At 77.8% G+C, this 21,716-nt stretch carries 16 protein-coding genes; 11 read left to right on the forward strand and 5 right to left on the reverse strand.

Annotation, left to right across the window (positions count from 1 at the left end):
• Window positions 1-134 precede the first annotated feature (134 nt).
• Window positions 135-272, reverse strand: coding sequence for a hypothetical protein (locus ACFO3M_RS21660; protein ID WP_387993947.1), 138 nt, complete (start codon window positions 270-272; stop codon window positions 135-137).
• Between the two features lie 242 nt (window positions 273-514).
• On the opposite strand from ACFO3M_RS21660, the gene ACFO3M_RS21665 reads away from it, so the two are divergent.
• From ACFO3M_RS21665 to ACFO3M_RS21705, 9 genes are all read left to right on the forward strand, one after another.
• The gene (locus tag ACFO3M_RS21665) at window positions 515-2,635 is read left to right on the forward strand and encodes an MMPL family transporter (protein ID WP_387993950.1); all 2,121 of its coding nucleotides are present in this window, start codon (window positions 515-517) and stop codon (window positions 2,633-2,635) included.
• 124 nt (window positions 2,636-2,759) lie between these two features.
• Complete coding sequence (locus tag ACFO3M_RS21670) at window positions 2,760-3,638, forward strand: nucleoside hydrolase (protein ID WP_387993953.1); 879 nt, start codon at window positions 2,760-2,762, stop codon at window positions 3,636-3,638.
• A gap of 53 nt (window positions 3,639-3,691) precedes the next feature.
• Window positions 3,692-4,972, forward strand: a complete 1,281-nt coding sequence (locus ACFO3M_RS21675; protein ID WP_387993956.1) for a glycerophosphodiester phosphodiesterase — start codon at window positions 3,692-3,694, stop codon at window positions 4,970-4,972.
• Entirely contained in the window at window positions 4,969-5,202 is a 234-nt protein-coding gene (locus tag ACFO3M_RS21680; protein ID WP_387993958.1) for a hypothetical protein, read from the forward strand. Before ACFO3M_RS21675 ends, ACFO3M_RS21680 begins: the two co-directional genes overlap by 4 nt.
• A 130-nt stretch (window positions 5,203-5,332) precedes the next feature.
• On the forward strand, window positions 5,333-7,417 hold the full coding sequence (locus ACFO3M_RS21685; RefSeq protein WP_387993961.1) for a SpoIIE family protein phosphatase: 2,085 nt from the start codon (window positions 5,333-5,335) through the stop codon (window positions 7,415-7,417).
• Window positions 7,418-7,514: 97 nt separating this feature from the next.
• A complete protein-coding gene (locus ACFO3M_RS21690) occupies window positions 7,515-9,113 on the forward strand; it encodes an FAD-dependent monooxygenase (RefSeq protein ID WP_387993963.1) in 1,599 nt (532 codons plus the stop codon).
• An 87-nt stretch (window positions 9,114-9,200) separates the two neighbouring features.
• Window positions 9,201-9,956: a hypothetical protein gene (locus ACFO3M_RS21695; RefSeq protein WP_387993966.1), complete on the forward strand. Its 756-nt coding sequence runs from the start codon at window positions 9,201-9,203 to the stop codon at window positions 9,954-9,956.
• Window positions 9,957-10,110: 154 nt separating this feature from the next.
• Window positions 10,111-10,929 (forward strand): AfsR/SARP family transcriptional regulator, encoded by an 819-nt coding sequence (locus tag ACFO3M_RS21700; RefSeq protein WP_387993969.1) that lies wholly within the window; start codon window positions 10,111-10,113, stop codon window positions 10,927-10,929.
• A gap of 52 nt (window positions 10,930-10,981) precedes the next feature.
• Entirely contained in the window at window positions 10,982-12,184 is a 1,203-nt protein-coding gene (locus tag ACFO3M_RS21705) for an alpha/beta hydrolase family protein (protein WP_387993971.1), read from the forward strand.
• 10 nt (window positions 12,185-12,194) lie between these two features.
• Here the strand turns inward: ACFO3M_RS21705 and ACFO3M_RS21710 are convergent, their stop codons facing one another.
• Window positions 12,195-13,445, reverse strand: coding sequence for an AI-2E family transporter (locus ACFO3M_RS21710; protein ID WP_387993973.1), 1,251 nt, complete (start codon window positions 13,443-13,445; stop codon window positions 12,195-12,197).
• Window positions 13,446-13,625: 180 nt separating this feature from the next.
• Between ACFO3M_RS21710 and ACFO3M_RS21715 the strand changes: the two genes are divergently transcribed.
• A complete protein-coding gene (locus ACFO3M_RS21715) occupies window positions 13,626-14,615 on the forward strand; it encodes a rod shape-determining protein (protein WP_387993976.1) in 990 nt (329 codons plus the stop codon).
• 17 nt (window positions 14,616-14,632) lie between these two features.
• Here ACFO3M_RS21715 and ACFO3M_RS21720 read toward each other — a convergent pair whose 3' ends face one another.
• Window positions 14,633-17,686, reverse strand: coding sequence for an FtsW/RodA/SpoVE family cell cycle protein (locus tag ACFO3M_RS21720; RefSeq protein ID WP_387993979.1), 3,054 nt, complete (start codon window positions 17,684-17,686; stop codon window positions 14,633-14,635).
• An 18-nt stretch (window positions 17,687-17,704) separates the two neighbouring features.
• On the reverse strand, window positions 17,705-18,847 hold the full coding sequence (locus ACFO3M_RS21725) for a hypothetical protein (RefSeq protein WP_387993982.1): 1,143 nt from the start codon (window positions 18,845-18,847) through the stop codon (window positions 17,705-17,707).
• A gap of 311 nt (window positions 18,848-19,158) precedes the next feature.
• Between ACFO3M_RS21725 and ACFO3M_RS21730 the strand changes: the two genes are divergently transcribed.
• On the forward strand, window positions 19,159-19,602 hold the full coding sequence (locus tag ACFO3M_RS21730; protein WP_387993984.1) for a DUF4383 domain-containing protein: 444 nt from the start codon (window positions 19,159-19,161) through the stop codon (window positions 19,600-19,602).
• A 416-nt stretch (window positions 19,603-20,018) separates the two neighbouring features.
• On the opposite strand, the gene ACFO3M_RS21735 is transcribed toward ACFO3M_RS21730, so the two are convergent.
• Window positions 20,019-21,602, reverse strand: a complete 1,584-nt coding sequence (locus ACFO3M_RS21735; protein WP_387993987.1) for a DUF4389 domain-containing protein — start codon at window positions 21,600-21,602, stop codon at window positions 20,019-20,021.
• Window positions 21,603-21,716 lie beyond the last annotated feature (114 nt).

A 21,716-nucleotide genomic window follows, 5' to 3' on the forward strand; every position in this document is an offset into this window, starting at 1 on the left:
GCCCTCCCGGCGGTTTCCCGGGCCTTCCGGCCCGGTCCGTTCTCGCTCGGTGCAGGAAGAACCATACACGCCCCGGAACGGGTCCTGCACGGGGGTTCGGTGAGTCCCGGGCCACACCCGTTCACCGGGGTCGGTCACGGGGGCGGGGCGTCCTCCGCGTCGTCGTCGGACAGGTCTTGCGGCACGCCCTCGGACGGCGCGCGGTGCCGCTCGGGATCGGTCTCGCTCGCCAGCCGCTGCTCGACGTCGGGGGTCTGCTCCGGCTCCGTCACAGGAGCGACTGTCCTCCCCCACTGCCGGCGCCGCAGCGCGTCCGGTGCCGCACGTACCCGGACCAGCGGCGACCACGGCGGGCGAAGGGCCGGTCACGGGTGCGAGGCACACGCCCGGTAGGGCCGCCCGGTGCGATCACCGGGGACCAACGTCGCTGACGGGCCGCCGGGCCCGTCACTAGCGTCCGGCCCGACAGTCCCCGTCCGGGTCCGCCGGCCCGGTGCACCCGGAGGGCCCGGTCATGGGCAGGTCCTACGCGTCCCGTGTCAGTTCCCCGCGCCTGAAGTGGGTCGTCCTCGTCGTCTGGGTGGCGCTGGCCGCCGCGGCCGCTCCCCTCGCCGGCGGGCTCACCGGGGAGCAGGAGAACGACATCGCCGCCTGGCTGCCGCAGGACGCGGAGTCCACCCGGGTGCTCGAGCTCCAGGGCGAGCTCGGCGCGAACCCCGACCTCATCCCGGCCGTGGTCGTCTACGAGCGGACGTCCGGCCTCACCGCGGAGGACCTCGCGGCCGTCCAGGAGGACGTGCGCGCCTTCGGGGAGCTCGACGCGCTCTCCGGCAGCGTGCTGGGGCCGATACCGGCCGAGGACGGCCAGGCCGTGCAGCTCGTCGTCCCCCTGGACGTCGGGCCGGACGGGTGGGAGGCCATCGCCCCGATCGTCGACGACATCCGCGCCGAGGCGTCACAGGCACCCGACGGGCTCGGGACCTGGGTGACCGGACCCGCGGGCAACGCCGCCGACTCGTCCGAGGCCTTCGCGGGGATCGACGGCACGCTGCTGTTCGCCGCGCTCGGCGTCGTCATCGTCATCCTGCTGCTGACCTACCGCAGCCCCGTCCTGTGGGTCCTGCCGATCTTCTCGGCGGTCATCGCGCTGGTCTGCGCCCAGGCCGTCGTCTACCTGCTGGCCCGTCACGCGGACCTGACGGTCAACGCCCAGAGCGCGAGCATCCTCACCGTCCTGGTCGTCGGCGCGGGGACCGACTACGCCCTCCTGCTGGTCGCCCGGTACCGGGAGGAGCTGCGGCTGCACACCGACCGGCACGAGGCCATGACCGAGGCCGTGCACCGGGCCGGGCCGGCCGTGGTGGCCAGCGCCGGCACGGTGGTCCTCGGCATGCTGTGCCTGGTCGCCGCGGAGATGAACTCGACCGCGGGCCTCGGGCCGGTGGCCGCGATCGGCGTCGCCGTCACCCTGGTCGTGCTCATGACGCTGCTGCCGGCGCTGCTGGTGATCTGCGGCCGGTGGGTGTTCTGGCCGGTGCGGCCGGCCTTCGGCAGCGCCGAGCCGAGCGCCACCGGGTGGTGGGCCCGCGTCGGGACCTGGATCCGGCCGCGCCCCCGGGCGACGTGGATGGTCACCAGCGCGCTGCTGCTGCTCGCCTGCTTCGCCGTGTTCCGGCTGGACCCGAGCGGCCTGACCCAGTCCGAGGGCTTCCGCGGGACGCCGGAGTCGATCGCCGGCGAGGAGGTCGCCGCGGAGCACTTCCCCGCCGTCGCCGGCAACCCGGTGGTCGTGGTGACGACGGCGGACGACGCCGACGCGGTCGCCGCCGCCGTGGCCGAGGACGACGGCATCGCCGCCGTCGCTCCCCCGCAGGTCGTCGGGGACGGCGCGCTGCTCGAGGCCTCGCTGGCCGACCCCTTCGACAGCGCGGCGGCCGCCGCCACGGTCGAGCAGCTGCGCACCTCGCTCGACGACGTCGGCGACGGGCAGGCACTGGTCGGCGGGACGACGGCGCTCAACCTCGACGTCCAGACCGCCTCGCAGCGGGACAACCGCGTCGTGATCCCGCTGATCATGCTCGTGGTGCTCGTCGTCCTGGGCCTGCTGCTGCGGGCGCTGGTCGCACCGCTGGTCCTCATCGCGACGGTGGTGCTGTCCTACGGCGCCGCGCTGGGGCTGAGCGCCCTGGTCTTCGGCTGGGTCCTCGGCGTGGAGGCGACCGACAGCTCGTTCCCGCTGTTCGTCTTCGTGTTCCTCGTCGCCCTCGGGATCGACTACAACATCTTCCTGATGACCCGCGTGCGGGAGGAGTCCGCCGACCACGGCACCCGGCGGGCCGCGCTGGTCGGGCTGGCCGCCACCGGCGGCGTGATCACCTCGGCGGGGCTGGTGCTCGCGGCGACGTTCGCGGTGCTCGGCACCCTGCCGCTGACCTTCCTGACGCAGCTGGGCATCGCGGTGGCGCTCGGGGTGCTGCTCGACACGATCGTCGTGCGGTCGGTGCTGGTCACCGCGCTGACCCTCGACGTCGGCCGGTGGATGTGGTGGCCCGGCCGGCTGGCGCACCGCCTCGACGAGCCGGAGGTGCCGCCCGCACCGGCCGCGTCGCCGTCCGAGGCGCCGGCCCGGACCTGACGCCGGCCGACGTCCCGGGACGGCGGCGTTCCGCTCAACGGCACGGGCCTGGGGCACCGGCGGGCACCCGGGGCAGGGTGGACCGGCCCGCGCGACCCGCCGCGGCGGACCGGAGGAGCCCCGGGTGGAGCACGGAGGACGGTTGCGCCTCGCCGAGCAGTGCCGGGTGGTCGTCGACAACGACTGGGCCGGGGACCCCGACGGCCTCGTCGCGCTGGCCCACCACCTGCTGTCCCCGACCAACCGGGTGGTCGCCGTCACCAGCTCCTTCCTCAACCCGGTCTTCGGCCCGCTGGGGTCGACGGCGGAACGGGGCTCGGCGCTGGCCCGGGAGCTGGTCGACCTGGTCGGCGGCCCGTCCCGGCCGCCGGTGTACACCGGCGCGGAGGGACCGTTCGACGGCACGTCGACCTCCGCGGCCTCGGCGGCGATCGTGGCCGAGGCGCGCCGGGACGACGACCTGCCGCTGTTCCTCGTCTGCGCCGGCCCGCTGACCAACGTCGCGGCCGCGCTGCAGGAGGCCCCCGACATCACCGGCCGGCTGACCCTGGTCTGGGTCGGCGGCGCGCGGGCGGCCGGGGCCGCCGAGTACAACCGGGACACCGACCCCGCGGCCGCCGAGCTCGTCCTCGCCCGGCCCGAGCTGGCGATCCGGCAGTTCCCGCTGGAGACCTACCGGCGCTGCGCCTACTCGGTCGCCGAGCTCGAGCGCGACCTCGCCGGCAGCGGCCGGGTCGGCCGGTGGCTGTGGACCCGCTTCCTCGAGCTCCCGCTGCCCGACTGGATCCGGCTCGGCGGCGTCTGGCCCCTCGGCGACAGCCCGCCGGTGCTGGTCACCGCGCTCGACGACGAGTCGAGCACGTGGACCGAGGCGGCGGGTGGGACCCGGCGGGTCTACACCGACGTCGACACCCGGCTGCTGTTCGGCGACATGCTGGCCAGGCTCCGCCTGCACGAGTCCCGCCAGGCACGCGGTGGGGGCGGGACCGGCCGGGACGGGTGACCGTCGAGCTCGTCGACCGCCCGACGACCGCGCCCGGGGTCCTAGGGTTCCGCGTGGACTTCGCCGACCTGAGCCGGCCGTTCGTCATCGCCCACCGCGGCGGGGCCCTGCAGGCGCCCGAGCACACGATGGAGGCCTACCGGGTCGCCGTGGGCCAGGGGCTGCCGGTCATCGAGCAGGACGTGTCCACCCTCGCCGACGGCGGCCTCGGCGTCATGCACGACGGCACCGTGGACCGCATGACCACCTCCAGCGGCAACGTCGCCGACCACACGTCGGTGTCCTGGAAGCAGCTGGAGATCGACGCCTCGGCGATCCTCGGCGGCGGCTGGCCCGACGGGCTGCGGCCCCCGCTGTTCGACGAGGTGCTCACCGAGTTCGGGAACCGCGTCCTGCTGTGCGCCGAGGCCAAGGGCACGGACGCCATGGACCCGATGACCCGGGCGCTCGACCGCCGCGGCATCCGCCCGGGGGCGGTCCTGCTGCAGTCCTACTCGCTGACCGACTGCCGGCTGGCGCGCTCGCGGGGCTGGCAGGTCATCTGGCTCGGCAGCACCGACGTCGCCCGGGCCGCGGCCGAGGGCATCGGCTGGATCGGCCCGGAGGCCGGCCAGGTCACCCCGGCGGTCTGCGCGCGGGCGCACGCGGCCGGGATCGAGGTGGCCTGTCACACCGTCGACCGCCGCCACCACCGGGACACCGTGGTCACCGCCGGCGTGGACGCGATCTTCTCCGACGACCCCGTGTACCTCGCGGGCGACGCCGCCCGTCGCCCGTCGGACCTGTTCGCCCGGCAGGTCTGGCTGCCGGGGATGCAGCCGGACACCGACCGCGGCCGCTTCCACCCCGACGACGCCTCGTGGGGCTCCGCCGGCTCCGCCACCTCCACCCTCATGGGCTTCCTGGCGCCCCCGGACGCCGCGGCGTTCACGCTGGACCTCGAGCTCCGCATGGACGAGTGCCACGCCGACGGCCGCACGTCCTGCGGATCGGTCCTGCTGAGCACCGACGACCACCCCCACCTGCCGACGTCGCCGTCGTCCCCCGGTGTCGACGGCTACCGCGTGCTCCTGCGCGCGGACGGCGACGTGGAGGTGCACCGGGTCGCCGACGGCGTCGCCACCCGGCTGGCGTCCTCGACCGGCGGCGAGGCGCTGCGGATGGGCGCCTACGTCGCCCTCCGCATCACCGTCACCCCCGCCGCCCTCGTCGTACGCGCCGGCACCGCCGGGGAGACCGTGACCGTCGCGGACGCCTCGCCCCGCCCCGTCCCCGTCGTCCACCTCGGCAGCGTGTCCGCCGGGGTCCGCTTCCGGAACCTGGTGTTCACGTGACCGATCGACGCCCGACCGACCAGCGCCCGACCGACCAGCGCCCGACCGACCAGCGCCCGACCGATCCGCGCCCGCTCCCGGGCCACGGCCCCGCCGACCCGGACGGGTACCTGGTCGAGGAGACCCCCGGCGGCTACCGGTGGACCTGCCGCTCCGACGGCCGGACCGGGGGGCCGTTCCCCACCCGCGAGGAGGCCGTCGCCTCCGCCGAGGCCGACCGCACGCCCTGACCCGTCCGGAGCGCTCGGTCCCGTCCCGCGCGGAACGGACCCGGCCGATGCGTGAACCGGGCCGCCGCCCGGGTAAGCGCGGGGCCCCGTGGTGCAACCGCCCCGGGTCGGAACTCCGATGGGTGTGCGCGTGACCGACCACGGCGGAGCAGACGCCGACGCGACCAGCAGGGCGCCCGCCGACGGCCCCGGACCGGACGACGAGGAGCGGCTGGCGCGGACGGTCGGGGACGCCGGCGTCGTCCGCACCGCGTTCGACCAGGTGCCGCTGATCCTCGCCGTGTACGCCGGACCCGAGCACACCGTGGTGGCCACGAACGCGGCGATGCGGTCGTTCTTCGGCCGGGAGGAGCTCATCGGGGCGCCGATCCGGTCGGCGCTGCCGGAGCTGGCGGGGCAGCACGTCTTCGAGCTGCTCGACGAGGTGTACGCCACCGGCCGCAGCCGGGTGGCGCGGGAGTGGCGGCTGCAGGTCGACCTCGGCGGCACCGGCGAGCTGCAGGAGGTCTGGCTCGACTTCCACCTGGCGCCGACGCGCGCCGTCGACGGGCGGGTGAGCGGCGTGGCCACCTACGCCTACGACGTCACCGAGTCCGTGCGGGCCCGGCAGGCCGCCCAGCAGCAGGCCGCCGACGCCGAGCGGCGGGCGCGTGACGCCCGCGACGTCGTCACCGCGCTGCAGGAGGCGCTGCTGCCCACCGACCTGCCGGTGCTGCCCGGCGCCCGGATCGCCGCCCGGTACCTGGTCGCCGACCGCGACCAGGTGGCCGGCGGGGACTGGTTCGACGCGATCCCGCTGCCCAGCGGCGGCGTCGCGCTCGTCGTGGGCGACGTCGTCGGGCACGGGGTCGCCGCGTCGGCGGCGATGGGCCAGCTGCGGGCGGTGCTCTCCGACGCGCTGGTCACCGGCGCCGGGCCGGCCCGGGCGCTGGCCCGCGCGGACGCGTTCGCCGCGCGCAGCCCGCGGCTGCGCGCCACCACCGTCGGCCTGGTCGTGCTCGACCCGGACACCGGCGACCTCGCCTACGCCTGCTGCGGGCAGCCCCCGCCGGTGGTCGTCGCCCCCGACGGGTCCACCCGGTTCCTCGCCGACCTGGGCGGCGAGCCGCTGGGCACCGGCGTCCCCGGCACCGCACCGGCGCTGTCGCGCGACACGCTGGCGCCCGGCGAGCTGGTGCTCCTCTACAGCGACGGGCTGGTCGAGCGGCCGCACCGCAGCATCGCCGACGGCATGGCGGAGCTGGCCAAGGTCGCCGCCGACGCCGCGACCGGGCAGGCGCCCCTCGGCGCCGGCGCCGGCCCGGCCGAGCGGGTCTGCCAGCTGACCGTCGAGCTGCTCACCCGCACCGGCTACGACGACGACGTCACCACCCTCGCCGCCCACCGCCTGCCGGAGCCGGTGCCCCCGCTGCACGCCGAGACGACCACCGACCGCGGCGGCATCCGCGGGCTGCGGCGCACGGTCGACACCTGGCTGGACGAGCTCGACCCGGCCGACGACGACCGCGACGCCGTGGAGCTGGCGGTGTGGGAGGCCATCGCCAACGCCGTCGACCACGCCTACCCGCCGGGGCTGCCCGGGCCGGTGCGGGTGGACGCCGCCCTGCTGCCCGACGGCGTGCTGGAGTGCCGCGTCACCGACGAGGGCAGCTGGCGCGACCCGGACCCCGGGGCCACCCACCGCGGCCGGGGGCTGCTCATGGCCCAGCAGCTCACCGACTCCCTGCACGTGCTGCGCGGCGCGGGCCCGGCCGGCGCCGGCACGGTGGTCACGCTGCGGCACCGGCTGCACCGGCCGGCGATGCTCGGCTCCGGCGTCGGCCGCGACGCCGCGCCCGCCGCCCGCCCGCCGTTCGCCGTCGACGTCGCCTCCGGCGACGGGGTCCCGGGCGACGGCGTCCTGGTCGGCGAGGCGCCGGGCGGTGGGGACGGCGGGCCGGCCTCCCGCGACGTGCGGCTGCGGGTGTCCGGGCCGGTGGACGTCACCTCGGTCGAGGCGCTGGCCCGGCAGCTGGCCGCGGCCTCCCGCGGCGGGGTGCTGCCGCTGACGGTCGACCTCAGCGAGGTGACGCTGCTCGCCAGCGCCGGCGTGCAGGTGCTGCACCGGGTGCGCGACCAGCTCGCCGGGCACGGCCACGCGCTGACCCTCGTCGCGCCGCCCGGCAGCGCCGCCCGCGCCGTCCTCGACCTCGTGCACCTGCCCGCCACCGGCTGACCCGCGGCTCCCGCGTTGGAGCCTCCTTGGAGCGCGGCCCGGGACCCTGGCCGCCCCCCGGGCGGCGGTCCCGGGGACCACCCGGGCGGGAGGCGCCATGGAGGACGTGCTCGTCGTCGGGGCCGGCCCCGTCGGTCTCGTCGCGGCCTGCGAGCTGGCCCGCCAGGGCCTGCGGCCGCGCATCGTCGACCCGCTCGAGCAGCCGACCGACCAGTCGCGCGCCGTGCTGCTGCACCCGCGCAGCCAGGAGATGCTGGCCGCGCTCGGCGCGCTGGACCGGATCGACGCGGCCGCGCGCCGCATCGGCGCGGTGGAGATCCGCGCCGGGGGCCGCCCGCTCGTGCACCTCCCGCTCGGCGGCCTGCCCACCCGCCACCCGTGGGCGCTGGACGTGCCGCAGTCCGACACCGAGGCCGCGCTCGCCGCCCGGGCCGCGGAACTGGGGGTGACGGTCGAGCGCGGGGTCGGGATGGCCGGCCTCACCCAGGACGCCGACGGGGTCGACGTCACGCTGCGCGGCGCGACGTCGGAGGAGCGGGTCCGCGTCGGGTGGGTCGTGGCCGCCGACGGCGCGCACAGCCCGACCCGCAAGGCGGTCGGCACGGCCCTCGCGGGCACCTTCACCGGCCGGCACTTCGTCTTCGCCGACGTCGACGCCGACACCGACCTCCCGCCGGACACCGTGCGGCTGTTCGCCTCCCCGGAGGGCATCTCGGGCCTGTTCCCGCTGCCCGGGGAGCGCGTGCGGCTGATGTTCCTCGTCGCCCCGCCCGCCGAGGGGGTCTCCCCCACCCTCGAGCTCGTGCAGGCGCTGGCCGACCGGCGGATGGAGGGCCGGGTCGCGGTGCACCGGGCCCGCTGGCTCACCTTCTTCGAGGTCCACCACGGGCAGGTGCCCCGCTACCGCCACGGCCGCGTCCTGCTCGCCGGCGACGCGGCGCACGTCCACAGCCCGGCCGGCGGGCAGGGCATGAACACCGGCATGCAGGACGCCGCCGGGCTCGCCTGGCGGCTTGCCCTCGTGGCGCGGGGCCGCGCCGGCGCCGCCCTGCTGGACTCCTACGACGCCGAGCGCCGGCCCGTCGGGGCGGCGGTGATCCGGGAGACGACCGCGCTGACCGCCGCGGGCACCCTGACCGGCGCCCCGGCGGCGGGGCGCAACGCCGTGCTGTCCGCCGCGGGGCGCGTGCCGCGGCTGAGGAGTGCCGCGGCGGCCCGGCTGGCGGAGCTGACGGTCGCCTACCCCGGCAGCCCGGTCGTGGGCTCCGCCGGCCGGGCGGTGGCCCGCGCCGCCCGCCCCGGCCGGCACGCGCCGGACCCGGCCGGCCTCCTGGACGCGGACGGGAGCCCGGTCCGGATCGGCGACCTGCTGCGGCGCCCCGGGCACCTGCTGCTGGTCCGCACCGGCGACGCCGGCGTGCTCGCCGCCCTCCGCGGCACGCTGGGCGACCTCGGCACCGTGGTGCCCGTCGTCCGCGACACCGCCGACGCCGTCGCCGGTGCCGTCGTCGACCCGCACGACGTCGTCGGCCGCACGTACGGGACCGGCGACGACGGGCTGGTCCTCGTCCGGCCCGACGGCTACGTCGGCTTCACGAGCGTCCCCGCGGACCCCGCGGCCCTGGCGGCCCACCTGGGCGACGCGCTCCGCGTCGCCGCCGCCCGCACACCCGTCCCCGGGGCCGCGGCCCGGTGATCCGCCGGCCGCTGCCGCGGGGGCCCCACGGCGCTCCCGGGCGGGGCAGGATCGCGGACCGTCGCACCCACGCCCGCGGGAGGTGCCGTGGAGCTGGAACTGGAGATCCTGCCGGTGGTCAGCGGCCGGCGCGAGCTCGTCACCTGGCTGGTGCTGGGCTTCCTGGTGACGTTCCTCGTCACCCGCTTCGTCACGCACGCCATCCGCCTCGGCCGGGGGCCGTTCCGGGACGCCAGCGTCGGCGGGGTGCACCTGCACCACGAGGTCTACGGGATCTTCCTGCTGCTGGGCACCGGCACCGTCGAGTTCACCTACCGCCCCGAGGGGGCCGGCGCCGTGCTGGTCGCCGTGCTCTTCGGCGCCGGCGCGGCCCTGACCCTCGACGAGTTCGCCCTGTGGCTGCACCTGGAGGACGTGTACTGGTCCCGGGAGGGCCGCAGCTCGGTGGACGCGGTGCTCATCGCGCTGGTGGTCGGCGTGCTGCTCCTGGCCGGCGCCAACCCGTTCGACGCCGACGACGCCGACAGCGAGGTCGCGATCGCCCTGACCGTCGCGGTCAACCTGGTGTTCGCGCTGGTCGCCGTCCTCAAGGGCCGCGTCGTGCTCGGCGTGGTGGGGGTGTTCGTGCCGCTGGTCGCGCTCGTCGGCGCGGTGCGGCTGGCCCGGCCCACCTCCCCGTGGGCCCGGCGCCGCTACCCGCCGGACGGCTCCCGCGCGCGGCGCGCGCTGCGGCGGTTCCCGCCGGGCCGGCGCAACCGCTGGGACGGCCTGGTCGACCTGTTCACCGCCGTGCCGCGGTCCACGCCGGCCGCGGCGGCCCCGGGCACCCCCGCGACCGGCTGACCGCCCGTCCCGCGAGCCCTACCAGCGCGGGCGCCGATGCGGTACGCAGGGCACCGGCGCGGGGGCGTTCCGCTCGGGAGCCGTGCGCTGCCGCGGCGGGGTCGCCCGCCCGCGGCCGACGACGGCACGGGGGCCGCACGCGAGGAGGCCGACCGTGCCCGGCACCACCTCCCCTCAGCTGTCCTTCCACGACCTGGGCCCGCTCGAGGTGCTGCGCGGGGGGACACCGGTCGCGCTGGGCGGCGCGCGGCTGCACGCGGCGCTGTCGCTCCTGCTGGTGCACGCCGGACGGCCGGTCCCCGCCGACGCGCTGGGCGACGCGATGTGGGGTGAGCGCTCCCCGGGGCGGTCGTCGTCGACCCTCGACTCCCACGTCTGGCGGCTGCGCCGGGCGCTCGAGCCCGGCCGCCCGCCCGGGGCGCCGTCGGCGGTGCTGGTGCGCGAGCCGGGCGGCTACCGGCTGGTCGCCGACCCGGGGTCCGTCGACTCGCGCCGGTTCGCGCGCCTGGCCGCGTCGGTGGCGGCCCTGCTGCCGGCCGCGGAGCTGCACGAGGCCGCCGCGGCCGCCGCGCAGGCCCTCGGGCTCTGGCGCGGGCGGCCCTGGCCCACCGTGGCCGACCGGCCGTGGGCCGCCCCCGACGTCGCCCGCGTCGAGGAGCTCCGCGACCAGGTGCGCGAGGTGCTGGCCGAGGCGCTGATCGCCGCCGGTGCCCCGCAGCGGGCGCTGCTGGAGCTCGGGTCGTCCCTGGCCCAGACGCCGCTGCGGGAGCGCCTGTGGGCGCTGCGCATGCTCGCCCAGCACCGCCTCGGCCGCGCCGAGGAGGCGCTGCGCAGCTACCGGCAGGTCCGCGCGATGCTCCTCGACGAGCTGGGCCTGGAGCCCGGCGCGGAGCTGCGCGGCCTGCACCGCCGGATCCTCGCGGCGGACCCGACGCTGGCCGGCCCACCCGCACCCCGCGTCGCCACGGGGTGACGTCCCCGGGCGGCTTGGAGCACCGTTGGAGCGGGGACCGGCACGGTGGGACGTGTACTCCTTCTCCAAGCACGCCGACGTCCAGTTCGCCGTCGAGGACGTCCTGGGCGGGACCTGGGCCCGGGCCGCCGACGTCGGGGAGGTGCTGGCCACCGTCGCCCGCGTCCCGGACGGCGACGCCCGCGCCTGGGTGGCGCAGTGGAGCGCCACCGCGGAGCGGCTGGCCGGGCTGGCCCGCGACGCCGAGGCGACCGGTCACCTGCGCAGCGCGGCCGCGCGCTGGCTGCGGGCCGCGGCCTACTGGTCGACGGCGTCGGACCGGGGCGACGCCACCGGGGAGTTCGTGCCCCTGTGGGAGCGCCACCGCGACGCCTGGGACCGGTTCGCCGACCTCACCGCCGCCGTCGGCGACGTCGCCGTCGAGCGGCTGGAGATCCCCTACGAGGGCACCACCCTGCCCGGCTACCTCTTCCGCCCGGGCCCGCCCGGGGAGCCGCGCCGCACCCTGGTGCACACCAACGGCAGCGACGGCTCGGCGGTCAGCGCCTGGACCCGCGCGATCGCCGACGCGCTGGCCCGCGGCTGGACCGCGGTGACCTACGACGGCCCTGGCCAGAACGCCGCCCTGGTGCGGCAGGGGCTGCCGTTCCGGCCCGACTGGGAGCACGTCCTCACCCCCGTCGTCGACGCGCTCGTCGCGCGGGCCGACGTCGACCCCGCCCGGATCGCCGTCATGGGGGTCAGCCAGGGCGGGTACTGGGTGCCGCGGGCGCTGGCCTCCGAGCACCGGGTCGCGGCCGGCGTCGCCGACCCGGGCGTCGTCGACGTCTCCAGCACCATGCTCGCCCAGCTGCCCGCGCACCTGGTGCGGCTGCTCGACGCCGGCGACCGGGAGGCGTTCGACCGCGAGATGGGCTGGGCGCTGCGCCTGTCCCCCGCCACCCGCACGATGCTGCAGTGGCGGATGCGGCCCTACGGGGTGAGCTCGCCGTTCGACCTGTTCACCGCCGCCCGGGCGTACCGGCTCACCCCGGAGCAGATCGCGGCCGTCCGCTGCCCGGTGCTGGTCACCGACCCCGAGCACGAGCAGTTCTGGCCCGGCCAGTCCGCCCGCCTGGCCGAGGCGCTGACCTGCCCGGTGACGCTGCTGCCCTTCACCGCCGAGGAGGGCGCCGACGGGCACTGCGAGCCGGCCGCGGCCGGCCTCCGCAACGAGCGGGTCCTCGACTGGCTCGACGACGTCGTGCCCGCCTGACCGCCCGCGGTCAGCGCGGTTCCCTCCGCACCCGCCACCACTGCCCCCTCGGGCGGTGCACCACCGGGACCTCGTCCACGACCAGCTCGTAGCGCCGCCCGTAGGTCTCCACCACCGACTCGACGGCGGCCACGACCGGGATGGCGACCAGCGCACCCATCGGCCCGAGCAGGCTCACCCCGACGATGACCGAGCCGAGCGCGACCGCCGGGTGCACGTGCACCGTGCGCGCGGTGATCCGCGGCCCGATGAGGTAGTTCTCCACCTGCTGGTAGGCCACGCCGAACAGGACGACCCACAGGGCGTCCGACGGCTGGCCGGCCAGGGCCACGACCGCCGGCAGGCCGATCGCGAGGTAGGTCCCCACGGTGGGGATGAACTGCGACACCAGGCCGGTCCACAGCGCGAGCGGCAGCCAGAACGGCACCCCCAGGACCGCCAGGAAGACCGCGGTGACGAACGCGCTGAGCAGGGCCAGCAGGAACCGGGAGAACACGAAGCCGCCGGTCTTCTCCACCGCGATCTCCCACACGGTGGCGATGACCCGCTGCTGGCGGGGCGGGAAGCGACGCGAGACGGTGTCCCGCAGGGCGGGTGCCTGCGCGGACATGTAGAAGGCGAACAGCAGGAACGTCAGCGTCTGGAAGATCGCGCCGATCACCGTCGTCACGAAGCCGACGACGCCCGGCGTGAGGTCCTCGACGACCTGCTGGACCCGCTCGGGCGTGAGCCGGAGGGAGTCGACGACGTCGGCCGCCTGCAGCTGCGTGCCGAAGCTCCGGTTGACCGCCTCCACCAGGCTGCGGACGACGTCCGGCAGCGAGGTGACCAGCCCGGCGAGCTGGTCGACCAGCAGGGTGCCGAACGCGGCCACCATGCCGATCCCGAGGAGCACGACGACGAGCATCACCAGGCCGGTGGCGGCCCCGCGGCGCAGCCCCCGGCGGGTGAGGGCGTGCACGGCCGGCTCGATGCTGATCGAGAACATCCAGGCGAGGAACACCAGGCCGAGGAAGCTCCGGAGGTGGGTGAACGACCAGGCCGCCACCTGGTAGGCGGCGGCGGCGAGCAGCACCAGGAGCAGGACCCGGCGCAGCCAGGGCGGCTCGACACCCCACCGGCCGGGTGCCGCGCCGTCGGCCGCGACGGGGGGCGTCGCGGGGGGCGTCGCCGGGGGCGTCACAGGGGGCGCGGCAGGGGGCGGCGGGGCGGCCGGCGCCTCACGCCCGGCGGTCCCGTCGGGCTCCCCAGTCCCCGGCACGCAGGCAGGGTAGAGGGGACCGGGACCTCCGGCACGGGCCGGAGGTCCGCGGTCGGCGGGACCTCCGGTCGGCAGGCCCTCCGGTCGGCAGGACCTCCGTCGGGACGCGCCGGGGCATCTGGACCGGACCCGGGCCCGCCGCCAGACTGGCCGGGCACCCCGGGGGTCAGGAGGCACCGCGTGGAGCTCGGGATCGATCTCGGCACCGCCACCACCGTCGTGAGCGACGTGCGCCGCGGGATCCTCTACGACGAACCCACCGTCATGCTCGTGCGCCGCGGCAGCGGCCGCCGGGACCGGGTGCTGGCCGTCGGCCGGGAGGCCGCCGACCTGCTCGGCCGCGCGCCGTCCCGGTACGCCGCGGTCCGCCCCCTCGACGACGGCGTGGTCACCGACCTCGAGACCACCCGGACCTACCTGCGCGCGGTGCTGCGGGCGGCGGGCCAGCGGCTGTGGCGGATGCCCGTCCGCGCGGTGGTCACCGTGCCCGTCGGGTCCAGCTCCCTGGAGCACCGCGCGCTGCTGGAGGCCGCCGAGGAGGCGGGCATCCGGCCGGTGACCGCGCTGGACGAGGCGGTCGCCGGCGCCGTCGGCTGCGGCCTCGACCCGCTGGAGCGGCGGGTGCACATGGTCGTCGACGTCGGCGGCGGGCGGGCCGAGGCCGTCGCGTTCTGCTACGGCGGCGTGCTCGCCTCCCGGACCAGCAAGACCGGCGGGGAGGAGATGACGCTGGCCGTCGCCCGGTTCCTGCGCGAGCAGCACCAGCTGCTGGTCGGCGACCTCGAGGCGGAGGCGCTCAAGGTCCGGCTCTGCTCGGCCGGGGACGAGCCGCTCGTCGTCCAGGGCCGGGACGGCGTCACCGGCCGGCCGCGGCTGGCCACCGTCCCGGCGGCGGAGGTCGGCGAGGCGCTGCGCCCGATCGTCGACGACATCGTGCGGACCCTGGCGCCCTGCCTGGACGACCTCCCGCCGCAGGCCATCGCCGACGTCATGGGCGAGGGCGTGCTCGTCTTCGGCGGGTCCTCCCTCATCCCCGGCCTCCCGCAGGAGCTCGAGCGGGTGCTCGGCCTGCCGGTCAAGCCGGCCGAGGAGCCGCTGACCTGCGTCGCCGACGGCGCCGCCCGGGCGCTGCGCAACCGGGCGCTGCTGTCGGCCTACGGCCGCCGCTGACCCTCAGGCGCGGCCGGTCACGGGGCCTGCACCGGCTCGGTCGCGAGGACGTCGGCCCGGTGGTCCAGGTAGTGGCGCAGGCCCGCGGACACGACGTCCTTGGCGTTGTTGGCGCCCGTCCCCGGCCCCTGCACCATCGCCGTCACGACGATCTCCGGGGCGTCCATCGGGGCGGCGACGGTCAGCCAGTTGTCGTACTCGTCGTCGCGCAGCCCGCCGTCCTGGGCCGTGCCGGTCTTGCCGCCGACCGGGGCCGGCAGGTCCGCCAGCCGGATCGCGGTGCCGCTGGTGACGGCGTCGCGCATGCCCTCGCGGACCGGGCCCAGCTCGGCGGCGTACGGCAGCGGTGTCGGGGCCGGCGTGGGGACGGCGGTGTGCGACCCCTGCGTCCCGATCGACATGCCCAGCCGCGGTGTGACCAGGGACCCGGTGCTGAGCGCGGCGGTCCACCGGGCGTTCTGCAGCGGCGTCACCGTGATCTCGCCCTGGCCGATGCCGAGGATGACGGTGGACCCGCCGTACCAGGTGCCGCCGTCGGCCTCCACGGACTCCGGCGTGCCGAGGTACCCGGCGGACTCGCCGGGCAGGTCGATGCCGGTGCGCCGGCCGACGCCGAGCGACTGCGCGGTGTCGATCATCGCCTCGGGGCCGAGCGCGACGGCGAGCTTGTAGAAGTAGACGTCGTTGGAGATGGCGATCGACTCACGCAGGTCCATCGGCCCCATCGGCCGCCAGTTGCCGAAGGTGTGCCCGCCGTAGGTGTAGCTGCCCCCGGTCGGGACCACCTGGTCGGGGTCCCACACCCGGTGGGCCTGGTTGGCCGCGGCGACGACGAGCTTGAACGTCGACCCGGGCGGCGCGACCGCCTGCGTGACGTGCTCGAGCGTCGGTGACCCCGGCGCCGACGCGAGCGCCTCCAGCGCGGCGGAGTCGGCCGGCGGGCCGTAGAGGTTGTTGTCGAACGACGGGGCGCTGGCGATCGCCAGCACGTGCCCGGTGCGGGGGTCCATGGCGACGGCGGCGCCGATCTTGCCCTGCGGCCGGGGCTGGGCGCGCAGGGCGGCGGCCAGGCCGGCGTCGAGCTGCCGCTGCAGGCCCAGGTCGATCGCCAGCCGCAGGTCGGCACCGGGCACGGGCTCGACGCGGCCGGCGAGCGCGACGGGCACGCCCGCCGGGTCCACGTACACGCACTGCCGCCCGTTGGTGCCGCGCAGCACCGCGTCGTACTCCAGCTCCAGGCCGGCCCGGCCGACGACCTCGCCGTTGGGCAGGCCGGGCCAGCGCTCCTCCGCCTCGGGCGTGGCCACGCCGACGAAGCCGAGGACCGGGCCGAGCAGCGCGCCCTCCGGGTACCACCGGCGGGGCTCCGGGACGACGACCACGCCGGTGATCCCGGCGGCGGCGATCGTGTCGCCGACGGCCCGGGGCACCTCGGCCACCGGCAGCGACAGCGTGGTGGCCTCCGCCGCGTCCAGCTGCGCCTGCAGCTCGGCGGGCGGGCGGGCGGTCAGGACGGCGAGCCGCTCGACGGCCGCGGCGTCGTCGCGCACGAGGGCGGGCACCGCGAGCACCCGGTCGACGCCGGTGCCGGCGGCCGCGGCGTCGACGGCCAGGGGCGCGTCGTGCCGGTCGGTGATGGCGCCGCGGGGGGCGGGCAGCCGGATGCAGCGGGTCATCTGCTCCTCGCCGGCGAGCGTGAGCTCCTCGCCCCGGGTGACCTGCATCCGCCAGCCGTAGAGCCCGAAGGCGACGAGCAGCGCCGAGAGGGCGGCCGCGGCCAGCCGGAGCAGCCGCGGGCGCGGGTTGCGCCGGCCCGGCGCCGCCCACAGCCGCCGGCGGGCGCTGTCCCGGCGGACGCCCAGCACGACGCCGATCGCGGCCAGGTGCACGACCAGCGCCGTCCCGCCGTAGCTGAGCAGCGGGAACGGGACGCCGGCCAGGGGCAGCAGCCCGAGGTTCGCGCCCACCGAGACGACGGTCTCGACGCCCATGAGGATCGCCAGCCCGCCGCCGACCAGCGCGGCCTGCGGCGTGCGCGCCCGGCGGGCGGCCAGCGCTAGCCGCCACACGAGGACGACGACGGCGACCACGACCCCGGCGCCCGCGAGCAGGCCCCACTGGCCGACCAGGCTGGCCGGCGCGAGGTCGGTCTGCCCCTCGGGCAGGTACTGGGCGCGCAGCTCGCGGAGCGGGTCGCCGGCCCGCCCGGTCAGCCCGCCGGAGGCCACCGCGATGTGCGCCTGCCGCAGCGCCCAGCCCGAGCCGGTGGGCGACTCGTGGGCGCCGACCAGGAAGGTGCCCAGGCGCTGCAGCTGGTAGGGCTGCATCAGGCTGATCATCAGCGGCGCGGAGACGACGGCCGCGGCGCCCAGCGGCAGCAGGAAGCGCGCCGGCACCCGGCCGAGGACGAGCATCGACGCGGTGAGGACGGTGAGCAGCGCCGTCGTGCTGAGGTCGGGCTGCATCAGCGTCAGCCCGATGGGCACGGCGGCCAGCAGCACGGCCGGGCCGAAGCGCCGCCAGGCCGACCGTCCGGAGCCGAGGACCGCGGCGAGGACCAGCAGCAGCCCGAGCTTGGCCAGCTCGGAGGGCTGGAAGGTGACCGCGCCGAGGACGAACCAGCGGGTGGCGCCCTTGACCGTCACCCCGACCGTGAGGACGCCGACGAGGAAGACGACGGCCGCGGCGTAGGACACCCAGCCCAGCACGCCGAGGTACCGGACGCGGACCCGCCAGAACACCGCGAGGGCGAGCACACCCCCGGCGGCGATCAGGCCCTGGCGCAGCGCGAGCTCGTGCGCGCCGATCAGGTACAGGTTGGCCAGCCCCAGCCCGACCAGCGCGAGGGCGGCGACCACGGCCAGGAGGTCGAACAGCGCGCTGCGGCGTTCCCGGCGCTCCTCCCGGGTCCGGCCCCGCCCGCCGTCGCCGGCCGGCAGCCCGCCCGGCTCCAGCGGGGAGCCCTCCGGGACGGCCCACAGCACGCGGCGCTGGCGCCGGCTCCACCGCCGGGTCGCCCGGGGACTGCTCGCGGCGTCGTCCGGCGGGCCGGCGGGCACCGTGTAGCGCATGCGGGCACTCCCGTCGGGTCAGCGGGTGCGGAGCTCGGGTGGGCAGGAGCCCACGGACAGCGGCGCGGAGGCCGCGGTCGCGGGCGCGTCGGTGACGGCCAGGACCGCGACGGCCGGCAGGGGCGGCAGCGCGACGACGCCGAGGGCCTCGGCCCGCTCCCCTCCCGGCGGGACGGCGACCGTGCCGCCCGGCGCGGTGGAGCTGTCGCCGGTGCAGCGGTCGACGAGCAGGTAGGACCAGGTCACCCGCTGCTCCGCGGTCCCGGGGACCAGCCGCACCTGCACCCGCACGGTGCAGGGCTGCCCCGGCTCGCACGCGTCGAGGCCGCGCAGGTCGACCGCGGTCACGCTGCCGGCCGCGGCCGGGGCCGGCGCGGGGATCGGCACGCCGTCGGGCTCGGGCTCCGCGGTCGGCTCGACGCCGCTGCGCCCGGCGTCGAGGAGCACCTCGACGTCGGCGGCGATCTCGTCCCGCAGCAGGACGACCTCCGCCGTGACCGCCGCGGTGAGCACGACGACCGAGAGCAGCCACGCCCCGACCCGCCGCGCCCTGCGGGACCCCTCGCGCCGGACCGGGCGCGACACGGTGCCGCGGACGGCGGCCGACGCGGCCGCGCCCACCGGCCCGCCCGCCGCGATGGACCGCACCAGCGCGCCGAGCTCGGCGAGGACGGCGCCGCGGTCGATCGCGGCGGCGGCCTCGGCGACCCGCCCCGCGACGGCGGGGACGCCGGCGTCCGGCAGGGCCGCCACCGCCGCGTCGACCGCGTCCAGCAGCGGGTCCTCGGCCTCCGCCGCGCCGGGACGGGACCGGGCGGTGGCCGCGACGTCGGCGAGGACCGCGGCGACGGCCGGACCGGCCGGTGCCGCGGAGGGGTGGAGGGCCACCTGCCCGTCGGTCCCGACCGCGAGCCGGTCGAGGAGCGCGCGGCTGCCGGCCCCGGTGTCCGGCACCGGCAGCTGCGCCGCCTGTTCCAGCACGCCGGTGGACAGCTCGAGGGCCTGCGGCGAGGTGAGCCGGGCGAGGGCGAGCAGGCGGGCGAGCGCGACCCCGCCGGAGGGGACCGGGGGCGGACCGGACGGCCGCTGCTGGGCCGGAGGAGGGGGCGCGGAGCCGTCGTCGAGGCCCCCGGACGCCCGTTCGATCGTCAGGTCTGCCACTGACTGTCACCCGCCCATCCGCGTGCTCAGGATGTCCCCCGGGTCCGCTCGCTCAGGCTGGTGCACGGAGCCCCCGGATGTCACCGGGTCGCCGCACGGCGTCGCACCGGAACCGGCGCGTCGCGCTGGAGGACCGGCGCGTCGGCGCCCGGGACCCGGCGCGTCCCCGGCGCCCCGCGTGCCCGGGGACCTCCGGCACCGCCCGCGCGGCGACCGAGGTCCCCGCTCCCGGTGACCTGCTCCCCTTCCGCCCCGCCCGCGGACGGCGGCGCACTGGGGACCTCACCGCGGACGTCCCGAGGAGGCACCCCATGTCCGCACGAGACCGCACCGCCGGCACAGCCGGGGCCTGGACGTGGCCGCAGGTCGCCGCCCTGGTCGTCGGTGCCGTCTACACGATCGCCGGCGTCGCCGGCTGGTTCGTGACCGGCTTCGAGGACTTCGCCGCCCACACCGGCGACGAGCTGCTCGGCTTCGAGGTCAACCCGCTGCACAACCTGGTCCACCTGGCCATCGGGGTCGCGGGCCTGGCCCTGGCCCGCTCCCTGCCCCTCGCGCGCACCTACGGGTGGCTGCTCGCCGTCGGCTACGGCGCCGCCCTGGTGTACGGGCTGATCGCCATCGGGGAGACCTGGGACTTCCTGGCGATCAACGCCGCCGACAACTGGCTGCACGCGGTCAGCGCCGCCGTCGGCCTGGCCATCGCCCTCGGCCCGGTGCGGGCCGCCGTCGGCCGCCGGACGACGGGGGTGTGAGGCGCCCGCCCGGCCACCGGGCGGGCGACCGGCCGGCACGGGACCCCGCGGGTGCCGTGCCGGCCGGGACGCGCCCGGCGAGGAGGCCGCCACGACGTCCACGAGCCGGGAGCGGGCGCGGGGCCGGACCGGGCCGACCCCTCGGGAGCGGGGCGTGCTCCACGGCCTCGCCTCGGTGCAGGTGTCCCTGGCCGTCGCCGCGTGGGCCGACCTCGCGCGCCGCCGCCCCGACCGGGTCGACGGCCGCCGGGCGGTGCGGGCGGCGGTCACCGCCGTCGACCGGGTGGGTCCCGCGGCCGGGTTCCTGTGGGGGCGCCGCCGCCGAGCGGCCCTCCCGGCGACCTCCGGCGCCCCCCACCGCCGGCTCCGGGACGACGCCCCCGCCGGCAGCCCGGCGGGGGCGTCGCCGTGCGCACTCAGTCCTGCCGGGTGCGGGTCGGCGTCGGCTCCGGCTCGGCACCGCGCGGGCGGGGCAGGACCGGCGGCCCCGCGGCCGGCACCGGGCCGGACGGCGGCAGCGGCCGGGCCCGGTGCGCCCCGAGCGCGACGAGCAGCACGCCGCCGCCGAGCAGCAGCGCGCCCACCGCCAGCAGCGACACGGAGACCCAGGTCAGCCCGGGCAGGGTGGCGCCGACCCGGACGTCGGCCTCGATGCCGGCGCCGCCGTCGGTCCGCATGAGCACGACGGTCCAGTCGCCCTCGTCCGGCCGCCAGTCCAGCGTCACCGACCCCGTGCCGACGGCCGAGGCGGCCCAGATGCCCGCCTCCTCCGGCGGGACCGGCGGCGACCCGCCCGCCTCCGCGTCGACGGCCCACGCCCACTCGTCCCCGGACCACCAGCCCGACTCGGCCGGCTCGACCTCCGCGCGGGCGACGCCGCCCAGGTACCGGTCGACGTCGGCGGTGCGGGCCAGGCCCAGGAACAGCTCGTCGTCGGGTCCGGTGGCGGTGGCCTGCACCCGCGCGGTGCCCAGCAGCTCGTCGACCACCCAGTCGGTCCCGTCGCCCTGCAGCAGGAGCCCCTGGCTGACGGCGGCGTGGCCGGCGGTGTCGACGGCCGCCGGCTCCGAGGTCACGAAGCCGCCGTCGCGCTGCGTGGTGTCGGCCCACAGCAGGCTGCCCCCGGCGGCGAGCAGGCCGGTCGCGGCGGTGACGAGCAGCGCGCCGGCGACCACGGCCACGACCGGCCCGGCCGACCAGCGGCTGGTCGCCGGCGCGGCGACGGGGACCGCCGTCGCGCCCCCGGGAGGCGCCTGCCCGGCGGGGACCGGCGCCGCCGCGGCCGGCGCCGCCCGCGCGGCGGGGTCCGTCCCGCCCATGTCGAACCGGAAGGGCGGATAGGCGTCGGTCAGCAGCAGGACGTAGCCCGTCACCCGCAGGGACCACCGGTCCATGCCGAGGACGAAGTCGTACAGCGGTTGGGGATAACGGCCGGTGACGAGCAGGACGACGCCGGCCACGAGGACCAGCAGCGCGACCAGGCCACCGGCCGCCCACCCCTCGCTCCAGACGCCGTCGCCGTCCCAGTCGCCCGTGCCGAACCAGAGCCCGCCGCCGACGAACACCGCCAGCACGAGGTAGTGCGGCAGCGCCAGCAGCCACTTGACCAGCACCAGGCCGCGGGACATCCGCTCCGGGTACACGACGTCCAGCCGGGCCGGGTGCCCGGGCACGTCGGCCAGGGTGAACGGCGGGTACCGGTCGGTGCCCAGCGCGGAGTAGCCGTAGTGCTGGACCCGCCAGGTCCAGCGCAGCACGCCCACGGTGAAGTCGAACAGCGGCCGCGGGTAGCGCGCGGTCACCAGGACCGCGAAGAACGCGACGACGGTGACGACGCCCACCGCCGCCCACAGGAACACCAGCACCACGAGGTGCGGTACCAGCAGCAGCCACTTGACCAGCCAGAGCCCGCGGGACAGCGGCGGGTCCAGGACCCCGTCGACCCGCACCGGGTAGGCGGGGGGCGGCGGTCCCGCCCCCGGGGACACGTGCTCGCTCACGACGCACCTCCTCCGCACCGCCGCGGCGGCCCGGGGTCGTCTCCCCGGCGCAGGCGGCCGTCCGGAGCCTCGCCCCCCGGGCCGCCGCGGGGACACGGGCGAAGGCGGGTCGGC

It is taken from the genome of Geodermatophilus arenarius (assembly GCF_042654585.1).
GTDB classification, from domain to species: Bacteria; Actinomycetota; Actinomycetes; order Mycobacteriales; family Geodermatophilaceae; genus Geodermatophilus; species Geodermatophilus arenarius.